The 10,485-nt window shown below is 43.7% G+C and carries 8 protein-coding genes and 1 tRNA gene; 7 read left to right on the top strand and 2 right to left on the bottom strand.

The genetic code is table 11. The annotated features are described in order from the left end of the window. Positions 1-295 precede the first annotated feature (295 nt). Both galU and ACIY19_RS10345 read right to left on the bottom strand, forming a co-directional pair. The gene (gene galU, locus ACIY19_RS10350; RefSeq protein WP_409003352.1) at positions 296-1,195 is read right to left on the bottom strand and encodes a UTP--glucose-1-phosphate uridylyltransferase GalU; all 900 of its coding nucleotides are present in this window, start codon (positions 1,193-1,195) and stop codon (positions 296-298) included. A gap of 21 nt (positions 1,196-1,216) precedes the next feature. Continuing rightward, positions 1,217-2,233 (bottom strand): NAD(P)H-dependent glycerol-3-phosphate dehydrogenase, encoded by a 1,017-nt coding sequence (locus ACIY19_RS10345; RefSeq protein WP_409003351.1) that lies wholly within the window; start codon positions 2,231-2,233, stop codon positions 1,217-1,219. Positions 2,234-2,439: 206 nt separating this feature from the next. Between ACIY19_RS10345 and ACIY19_RS10340 the strand changes: the two genes are divergently transcribed. The 7 genes from ACIY19_RS10340 to ACIY19_RS10310 all read left to right on the top strand — a co-directional run bounded on the left by ACIY19_RS10340 (position 2,440) and on the right by ACIY19_RS10310 (position 10,484). After that, a complete protein-coding gene (locus tag ACIY19_RS10340; RefSeq protein ID WP_409003350.1) occupies positions 2,440-4,146 on the top strand; it encodes an ABC transporter ATP-binding protein in 1,707 nt (568 codons plus the stop codon). A gap of 1 nt (position 4,147) precedes the next feature. Next, positions 4,148-5,914, top strand: a complete 1,767-nt coding sequence (locus ACIY19_RS10335; protein ID WP_409003349.1) for an ABC transporter ATP-binding protein — start codon at positions 4,148-4,150, stop codon at positions 5,912-5,914. 139 nt (positions 5,915-6,053) lie between these two features. Next, entirely contained in the window at positions 6,054-6,743 is a 690-nt protein-coding gene (locus tag ACIY19_RS10330) for a gamma-glutamyl-gamma-aminobutyrate hydrolase family protein (RefSeq protein WP_033629221.1), read from the top strand. Positions 6,744-6,911: 168 nt separating this feature from the next. Next, complete coding sequence (locus ACIY19_RS10325; protein ID WP_071852036.1) at positions 6,912-8,261, top strand: glucose-6-phosphate isomerase; 1,350 nt, start codon at positions 6,912-6,914, stop codon at positions 8,259-8,261. 127 nt (positions 8,262-8,388) lie between these two features. Then, positions 8,389-9,849 carry a glutamate--tRNA ligase gene (gene gltX, locus ACIY19_RS10320; protein ID WP_409003348.1) on the top strand — a complete coding sequence of 487 codons (1,461 nt, stop codon included), beginning with the start codon at positions 8,389-8,391 and terminating at the stop codon, positions 9,847-9,849. Positions 9,850-9,861: 12 nt separating this feature from the next. Next, positions 9,862-10,296: a cytidine deaminase family protein gene (locus ACIY19_RS10315; RefSeq protein ID WP_409003347.1), complete on the top strand. Its 435-nt coding sequence runs from the start codon at positions 9,862-9,864 to the stop codon at positions 10,294-10,296. 116 nt (positions 10,297-10,412) lie between these two features. Beyond that, positions 10,413-10,484, top strand: a tRNA-Glu gene (locus ACIY19_RS10310). Position 10,485 lies beyond the last annotated feature (1 nt).

Here is a 10,485-nt window from a genome sequence, read left to right as displayed (position 1 = left end):
AGAAAATACATCAATTTTGATAAGTAGAAATGGTAAAAACATTGTATAGCATTTTACACAGGAGTCTGGACTTGACTAGAAAACCCCTTCATTTTTAAAATATTCTGTTATATCATACAAAAAAGTTTTGGAACCATTCGAAACAACACAGCAAGTTAAAATAAGGCTTTGTCCGTACACAACTTGAAAAAGCAAGCACCGATTCAGTTGCTAATAAGTCATCTGTAAAGATGGCTTTTTTATTGCAAGCTTCAACAAAACAACAAAGCCCTTATTTAAGAGCCTTGTTTTTCTTCTATTTCTTCTCAGCTAACTCTTTTCCGAGTTGGATGAGGTAGTCTTTCAAGTCGTCTTTGACTTGTGGATGTTTGAGAGCGTAGTCGATGGAGGTTTTCATAAAGCCAAACTTATCTCCGACATCGTAACGAGCTCCTTTGAACTCACGAGCAAATACACGTTGTGTTTTATTGAGGGTGTCGATTGCATCTGTCAGCTGAATTTCATTTCCTGCACCTGGAGCTTGGTTTTCGAGGATTTGGAAAATTTCAGGCGTGAGGAGGTAGCGTCCGATGATAGCAAGGTCGCTAGGAGCATCCTCTGGCGCAGGTTTTTCGACGAAGGTTTCAACGCTGTAAAGACCGTCTTTTCCTTCGCCTTGCGGAGCAATAACCCCATAAGCAGATACTTCGTCATGAGGGACTGGCATAACAGCGATAGTAGACGCGTGGGTACGTTCGTAGTCATCCATGAGTTGTTTGGTAAGTGGAACAGCCTTTTCGTCCGTGATATCCATCAAGTCATCACCAAGCATAACGACAAAAGGTTCATTTCCAACGAAAGCTTTGGCTTGCAAGACAGCATCTCCGAGACCACGTGGATGTGTTTGACGGATAAAATGCAGGCGCATGCCGGTTGTCTCATCAACCAGCTTCAAAAGATCTGTTTTCCCTTTTTCTTTAAGGTTATATTCCAATTCGAAGTTTGAATCGAAGTGGTCCTCGATAGAACGTTTTGACTTACCCGTAACAACCAAAATGTCTTCGATTCCAGACTTGAGTGCTTCTTCAACGATAAACTGGATAGTTGGCTTGTCTACGATTGGCAACATTTCCTTGGCCAAGGTCTTAGTTGCTGGGAGGAAACGAGTTCCCAATCCAGCGGCTGGGATGACTGCTTTTCTGACTTTCTGTTTCATGATGTTCCTTTCTATAAGGGTCTATGACCATTCGTTTTCTGCTTTAAATTCATTGCTCATGATGTCAGTGATTGCTTCTTTGATATTGACACCTTCGTAGATGACTCGGTAAATAGCCTGTGTGATTGGCATGTAGACACCCAATTCCTGAGCCAGCTCGTAAGCTGCTCGAGTTGTTGAAATGCCTTCGATGACCATGCCCATGTTTGCTTCGATGTCTGCGAGGGATTCTCCGCGACCGAGAGCATCACCTGCCCTCCAGTTACGAGAGTGGACAGATGTCCCCGTTACGATCAAGTCACCAACTCCAGAAAGACCACTATAAGTCAGAGGGTTAGCTCCAAGAGCGACACCTAGACGGGTGATTTCTGCTAATCCTCGAGCGATGATGGCTGCCTTGGCATTGTCGCCAAATCCTAGGCCATGTAGTGCCCCAGCGCCAACTGCGATGATGTTTTTGAGAGCACCAGCGGTTTCAACTCCGACAACATCCGTATTAGTATAGAGACGGAAGTAGTGATTGCTAAAGAGATTTTGGACGTACTGAGCAGTTTCAAGGTCTTTAGAGGCTGCAGTGATCAAGGTAATATCCCGTACAATAGTTTCCTCAGCATGGCTAGGTCCTGAAACAACAACGACTTCACTACGAAGGTCAGCTGGGATTTCCTCCTCAAGAATAGTTGATAGGCGTTTGTGGCTATCTGGTTCCAATCCTTTGGAGGCATGCATGATGACAATCTTGTGATCGAGCACCTTTGCTACTTGTTGGGCAACCAGTCTCGTTACTTTTGTTGGGACCACAAATAAAACAGCATCCACATCCCTTAGTGTTTCTTCCAAGTCATGATAGGCTTTGATCTTTTCGTCCAGTAGGATATCTTTGAAGTAGCGTTTGTTTGTATGTTGGTTATTGATTTCATCAATTTGGTCAGAAATATTTCCCCAAATTCGAACTTCGTGTCCATTGTCGTTTAGGACCTGCGAAAGGGCAGTTCCCCAAGAACCAGGACCCAAGACAGCGATGGTTTGTTTCTTCATCTTTTCCTCCTTGTAAGAGTTCTTCCTTTCATTTTACCATAAAAAGCCTTTTCATGCATCACCTGTAGATGAAAGCGCACTAATTTATAATAAGGAGACTTCTTTGACAAGATGCCTCTTTTTTGCTAGAATAGCATCAATATGAACGAATGAGAAGGAGCTGACGCAGGATGTCGCTCCCTTTATCTATTTTATTAGGAGGAAATATGCTGATTAAAAAAATAAAAACCTATAAATGGCAAGTCTTGGCATCCCTAATGATGACAGGCTTGATGGTTGCGAGTTCGCTCTTGCAACCGCGCTATTTGCAAGAGGTGTTAGAGGCGTTGTTGGCTGGTCAAAATGAGGCTATTTATAGTATTGGCGCTTGGCTGATAGGAGTAGCCCTAGTCGGTCTGGTTGCAGGTGGAGTCAATGTAACGCTTGCAGCCTACATTGCTCAAGGAGTGTCTTCGGACCTTCGGGAAGACGCTTTTCGCAAGATTCAGACTTTTTCTTATGCCAATATCGAGCAGTTTAATGCGGGCAATCTTGTCGTCCGAATGACTAATGATATCAACCAAATTCAGAATGTGGTGATGATGGCTTTTCAAATCCTCTTCCGTCTCCCTCTTCTCTTTATCGGTTCCTTTATCTTGGCGGTCCACACTCTTCCATCGCTTTGGTGGGTGATTGTCCTCATGGTGCTCCTAATCTTTGCACTAACAGCCATCATGATGGGGATGATGGGGCCACGATTTGCTAAGTTTCAAACCCTTCTTGAACGGATCAATGCTATCGCCAAGGAAAATCTACGTGGTGTGCGCGTGGTCAAATCCTTTGTACAAGAAAAAGAACAATTTGACAAATTTACCGAGGTTTCTGATGAACTTCTCGGTCAAAATCTTTATATCGGTTATGCCTTCTCGGTTATAGAACCTGTTATGATGCTAGTCGGCTATGGGGCTGTCTTTCTCTCTATCTGGTTGGTGGCAGGCATGGCGCAGTCAGATCCATCTGTTGTGGGCTCGATTGCTTCCTTTATCAACTATCTCAGCCAGATTATCTTTACCATCATCATGGTTGGATTTTTAGGGAATTCTGTCAGTCGTGCCATGATTTCCTTGCGTCGTATCCGCGAGATTCTAGATACCGAGCCAGCGATGACCTTTAAAGATCTCCCGGATGAAGAGTTAGAAGGAAGTCTCTCTTTTGAAAATGTGACCTTCACCTATCCTAATGACGATGAGCCTATGCTGAAGAATGTAACCTTTGAAATTGCGCCCGGTCAGATGGTCGGTGTGGTTGGGGCTACTGGAGCAGGGAAATCCACCCTAGCTCAGTTAATTCCACGACTTTTTGATCCACAGGAGGGATCTATCAAGATTGGAGGCAAGGATATTCGAGACGTCAGCGAGGGGACCTTGCGTAAAACAGTTTCCATCGTCTTGCAACGTGCTATTCTCTTTAGTGGGACCATTGCAGATAATCTTCGTCAAGGGAAAGGAAATGCCAGCGTGTCAGAAATGGAACGTGCAGCACGAATTGCTCAAGCCAGCGAATTTATCGGGCGTATGGAAAACAAATTTGAGAGTCAGGTCGAAGAACGTGGCACCAACTTTTCTGGTGGACAAAAACAACGGATGTCCATTGCCCGTGGGATCGTCAGCAATCCCCGTATCCTGATTTTTGACGATTCGACTTCGGCCTTGGATGCCAAGTCAGAAAGACTCGTACAGGAAGCTTTGAATAAAGATCTGAAAGGGACGACAACCATTATCATCGCTCAAAAGATCAGTTCAGTCGTCCATGCAGACAAGATTTTGGTCTTGGACCAAGGACGCTTGATTGGAGAAGGAAGGCATGCAGACTTGGTAGCTAACAATGCCGTCTACCGCGAAATCTACGAAACACAAAAGGGAAAGGAGGAATAAAATGAAAACCGTTCGATTTTTCTGGAATTATTTTAAAGTTTACAAGCTCTCCTTTGTCATTGTGATTCTGATGGTTGCAGTGGCGACAATTGCCCAAGCCCTCTTTCCAGTTTTTTCAGGTCAAGCAGTAACAGAGCTTGCTAACCTAGTGCTGGCTTATCAAAATGGAACTTCTGAACTAGCCTGGCAGAGTTTATCGGCTCTGATGCTGAATCTAGCTCTGGTTGTCCTTTCCTTAGTGGTATCCAGTTTGATTTACATGACCTTGATGACCCGTGTGATTGCCGAGTCGACAAATGAGATGCGTAAGGGGCTTTTTGGCAAACTTTCTCGTTTGACGGTTTCTTTCTTTGACCGCCATCAGGATGGTGACATCCTCTCTCGCTTCACGAGTGACTTGGACAACATCCTTCAAGCCTTCAATGAAAGTCTAGTTCAGGTTATGAGCAATATTGCTCTTTACATCGGTTTGATTTTTGTCATGTTTTCAAGAAATGTGACGCTAGCTCTGATAACAGTAGCCAGCACCCCGGTGGCCTTTCTCATGTTGGTCTTCATCGTGAAAATGGCCCGCAAGTACACCAATCTCCAGCAAAAAGAGGTTGGGAAACTCAACGCCTACATGGACGAAAGTATTTCAGGGCAGAAAGCTGTTATCGTTCAAGGGATTCAGGACGACATCGTAGCAGGCTTTGTGGTGCAAAATGAGCGCGTGCGTAAGGCAACCTTTAAAGGGAGAATGTTCTCAGGCATCCTCTTTCCTGTTATGAATGGGATGAGCTTGGTCAATACAGCCATTGTCATTTTTGCGGGTTCGGCTGTCCTACTGAATGACCCGAGCATCGAAACAACGACAGCCCTAGGTTTGATTGTCATGTTTACCCAATTTTCTCAGCAGTACTACCAGCCCATTATCCAGGTTGCTGCTAGCTGGGGCAGTCTTCAGTTAGCCTTTACAGGAGCAGATCGTATCCAAGAAATGTTCGATGCAGAAGAAGAGATCCGTCCGCAAAGTGCACCCGCCTTTACGGAATTGCGAGAAGGTGTTGAAATCAGTCACATTGATTTCTCTTATGTGCCAGACAAGCCGATTTTAAAAGATGTTAGCATTTCAGCTCCTAAGGGGCAGATGATAGCAGTTGTCGGTCCGACTGGCTCAGGGAAAACGACCATCATGAACCTCATCAATCGTTTCTACGATGTGGATGCAGGCAGCATTTGCTTTGATGGGAAAGACATTCGTGACTACGACTTGGACAGCCTGCGGAGTAAGGTCGGTATTGTCTTGCAGGATTCGGTCTTGTTTAGTGGAACGATCCGAGACAATATCCGCTTTGGTGTGCCAGATGCCAGTCAGGAAATGGTCGAAGCAGCTGCTAAGGCAACTCATATTCATGACTACATCGAAAGCTTGCCTGACAAGTATGATACCCTTATTGATGATGAGCAAAATATCTTCTCGACTGGGCAGAAACAATTGATTTCCATCGCTCGAACCTTGATGACAGATCCTCAAGTCCTAATCTTAGATGAAGCGACTTCCAATGTCGATACCGTAACAGAAAGCAAGATTCAACATGCCATGGAGGCAGTTGTAGCAGGACGAACCAGTTTTGTTATTGCCCATCGTCTCAAGACCATCCTCAATGCCGATCAGATTATTGTCCTCAAAGATGGAGAGGTTATTGAACGTGGAAATCATCACGAGTTGCTCAAACTCGGCGGTTTCTACTCGGAACTGTATCACAATCAATTTGTCTTCGAATAAAAAAGAAGTTGTCCTCGGTGGGCAGCTTTTTCTTGTCCATAAAAAATACTTATCACGGTCTTTAAAAAAACATATTAGACAGGAAAGGGTTGGAGTGATAAGATAAGACTGTCGCAAGAAAATCGAAAGGAGACATATCATGGCTAGAACGGTTGTAGGAGTTGCTGCAAATCTATGTCCTGTAGATGCAGAAGGGAAAAACATTCACTCATCTGTATCCTGTAAATTTGCAGAGAGCATTCGTCAAGTCGGAGGTCTCCCTTTAGTGATTCCTGTAGGGGATGAGTCCATTGTGCGCGATTATGTGGAAATGATTGACAAACTCATCTTGACAGGTGGACAAAATGTCCATCCCCAGTTTTATGGAGAGAAAAAGACCATTGAGAGCGATGATTACAACCTTGTACGCGATGAGTTTGAACTAGCTCTCTTGAAAGAAGCGCTCCGTCAGAATAAACCAATTATGGCAATCTGTCGCGGAGTTCAGCTGGTCAATGTTGCTTTTGGCGGCACTCTCCACCAAGAAATTGAAGGTCACTGGCAAGGCTTGCCTTTTGGAACATCTCATTCTATTGAGACAGTAGAAGGAAGCGTGGTGGCTAAGTTGTTTGGTAAAGAAAGTCAAGTCAATTCAGTCCATCGTCAAAGCATCAAAGACCTGGCGCCTAATTTCCGTGTAACTGCTATTGATCCAAGAGACCAGACCATCGAAGCGATTGAGTCTGTCGACGAGCATCGTATCATCGGCTTGCAGTGGCACCCAGAGTTTCTGGTCAATGAAGAAGATGGCAATTTAGAACTATTTGAGTATTTATTAAATGAATTGTAACGGTTAGAGTCTCTAGCCGTTTTTATTCGTCCTTTCAGATTTTTTATATTTTAGCAAATTTACGCAAACGTTTGAATTCTGATAAAAATTGGGCAAATTCAATAAAAAAGCTTGAAAAAATCGAAGGTAAGCGTTATGATAGAAAAGAAGAAATTTTGGAGGATTATCATGTCACATATTAAATTTGATTATTCAAAAGTTTTAGACAAATTTGTTGCTCCACATGAAGTGGAATACATGCAAGCACAAGTAACAGCTGCAGACGAACTGATTCGTAAAGGAACTGGTGCTGGTAGCGACTTTTTGGGTTGGTTGGACCTTCCTGAAAACTACGACCGCGAAGAATTCGACCGCATCTTGAAAGCTGCTGAGCAAATCAAATCAGATAGCGATGTCTTGGTTGTTATCGGTATCGGTGGATCTTACCTTGGTGCCAAAGCAGCTATTGACTTCTTGAACCACCACTTTGCTAACTTGCAAACAAAAGAAGAACGTAAAGCGCCGCAAATCCTTTACGCTGGAAACTCAATTTCATCTACTTACCTTGCTGACTTGGTAGAGTACGTTGCAGACAAAGACTTCTCAGTAAACGTGATTTCTAAATCAGGTACAACAACAGAACCAGCGATTGCTTTCCGTGTCTTCAAAGAACTCTTGGTTAAGAAATACGGACAAGAAGAAGCCAACAAACGTATCTACGCTACAACTGACCGCCAAAAAGGTGCTGTTAAGGTTGAAGCAGATGCGAATGGTTGGGAAACATTTGTAGTTCCAGATGACATCGGTGGACGCTTCTCAGTATTGACAGCAGTTGGTTTGCTTCCAATCGCTGCATCAGGTGCAGACATCAAAGCTCTTATGGAAGGTGCTAACGCAGCTCGTAAAGACTACACTTCAGACAAACTTTCAGAAAATGAAGCTTACCAATACGCAGCCGTTCGTAACATCCTTTACCGCAAAGGCTATGCAACTGAAATCTTGGTAAACTACGAGCCATCACTTCAATACTTCTCAGAATGGTGGAAACAATTGGCTGGTGAGTCAGAAGGAAAAGACCAAAAAGGTATTTACCCAACTTCAGCTAACTTCTCAACTGACTTGCACTCATTGGGTCAATTTATCCAAGAAGGAACTCGTATCATGTTTGAAACAGTTGTCCGTGTTGACAAACCACGCAAGAACGTGATTATCCCGAGCTTGGAAGAAGACCTTGACGGACTTGGTTACCTTCAAGGAAAAGACGTTGACTTTGTAAACAAAAAAGCGACTGACGGTGTTCTTCTTGCCCACACTGACGGTGATGTACCAAACATGTACGTGACTCTTCCTGAGCAAGATGCCTTCACTCTTGGTTACACTATCTACTTCTTCGAATTGGCAATTGCCCTTTCAGGTTACTTGAATGCTATCAACCCATTTGACCAACCAGGTGTTGAAGCCTACAAACGCAATATGTTTGCCCTTCTTGGAAAACCAGGGTTTGAAGAATTGAGCAAAGAGCTTAACGCACGTCTATAATAGAAGAAAAGAGTGGCTTGTCCACTCTTTTTACTCTCTTTATTCGTAGACATTGGACTCAGGCGAGACTTGTGATATAATATAGAAAGCAAAAAGGCAGACGCCTAGAGACTTTATAGGAGAAACTATGTCAAAAGATATCCGCGTACGCTACGCACCAAGTCCAACAGGACTACTACACATCGGAAATGCCCGTACAGCATTATTCAACTACCTTTACGCACGCCATCATGGTGGAACTTTTATCATCCGTATCGAAGATACTGACCGTAAACGCCATGTTGAGGATGGAGAACGTTCACAGCTTGAAAATCTTCGCTGGTTGGGAATTGACTGGGATGAAAGTCCAGAAACTCATGAAAACTACCGCCAATCAGAGCGTTTGGAACTCTATCAAAGATACATCGACCAATTGCTAGCTGAAGGAAAAGCCTACAAATCGTACGTTACAGAAGAAGAGTTGGCAGCAGAGCGCGAACGCCAAGAAGAAGCTGGCGAAACACCACGCTACATCAATGAATATCTTGGCATGAGCGAAGAAGAAAAGGCGGCTTACATTGCAGAACGTGAAGCAGCCGGTATCATCCCAACTGTTCGTTTGGCTGTTAATGAATCTGGTATCTACAAATGGCATGATATGGTCAAAGGTGATATCGAGTTTGAAGGTGGCAACATCGGCGGTGACTGGGTGATTCAGAAGAAAGATGGCTACCCAACTTACAACTTTGCAGTTGTCATCGATGACCACGATATGCAGATTTCCCATGTTATCCGTGGTGATGACCACATTGCCAACACACCAAAACAGCTTATGGTTTATGAGGCTCTTGGTTGGGAAGCTCCAGAGTTCGGTCACATGACTTTGATCATCAACTCTGAAACGGGTAAAAAATTGTCTAAACGTGACACCAATACCCTTCAGTTTATCGAAGACTACCGTAAAAAAGGCTATCTTCCAGAAGCAGTCTTTAACTTTATCGCCCTACTCGGCTGGAACCCTGGTGGGGAAGACGAAATCTTCTCTCGTGAGGAATTGATTAAACTCTTTGATGAAAACCGCCTCAGCAAATCTCCAGCAGCCTTCGACCAGAAGAAACTGGACTGGATGAGCAACGACTACATCAAGAGAGCCGATCTTGCGACAATCTTTGAAATGGCTAAACCATACTTAGAAGAAGCAGGGCGTTTGACTGACAAGTCTGAAAAAATGGTAGAACTCTACAAACCACAAATGAAGTCAGTGGATGAAATCGTTCCATTGACAGATCTTTTCTTCTCAGATTTCCCAGAGCTGACAGACGCTGAGCGCGAGGTCATGGCAGGAGAAACCGTTCCGGTTGTTCTGGAAGCCTTCAAAGCGAAACTAGAAGCAATGACAGATGAGGAATTTGTGACAGAAAACATCTTCCCACAAATCAAAGCAGTTCAAAAAGAAACAGGTATTAAAGGTAAAAACCTCTTCATGCCGATTCGTATTGCTGTATCAGGTGAAATGCATGGACCAGAATTACCAGATACGATTTACCTATTAGGTCGTGAAAAATCTATCCAGCATATCGAGAACATGCTCAAAGAGATTTCTAAATAAAAAGGACTGCAGATGGATATCTGGGAAAAGATGTATGAAGAAGCGCGAACTTTATACAATCCCCATGAGGTTTCTGACTTTGTTTATGCTAACCATGTTGTTGCCTCGGTAGAAGCAGAAGATGGTCAGATCTTCACAGGATTTTGTATGGAGGGCACTTGTGGCGTTTTTCATCTCTGTGCAGAACGAGCGGCTCTCTTCAATATGTATCAATTTTCAGGACAAACTAAAGTTAAGAAAATCCTCGCCTTTCGAGACAAACCTCCCTACGGCGAAGGATCAGGTATGCCCTGTGGCGCTTGCAGAGAATTTCTCTTAGAATTGAATGCTGAAAATAAAGAAGCAGAGTTCATGATGGACTACGAAACAAGAAAAACAATTAAGGTTGCCGAATTGATCCCTTACTGGTGGGGAGAGGAACGTGCGACTAATTGGCAAGATAAATAAAGGGAGTCAGTTTAACTGGCTCTTTTCCTTTATCTTTTCAGAATTTCGGTAAAGAGGAAAAAAAGTCCTTGACAAAGGTAAAAAAGTAGGTATAATAGAAAGAGTCGAAAAGCTCAGGTCCGTTGGTCAAGGGGTTAAGACACCGCCTTTTCACGGCGGTAACACGGGTTCGAATCCCGTACGGACTAT

Source organism: Streptococcus sp. ST14 (genome assembly GCF_046098195.1).
Taxonomy (GTDB): Bacteria; Bacillota; Bacilli; order Lactobacillales; family Streptococcaceae; genus Streptococcus.
Note: the sequence above shows the minus strand (reverse complement) of the source record. Positions and strands in the feature narration are given on the sequence as shown.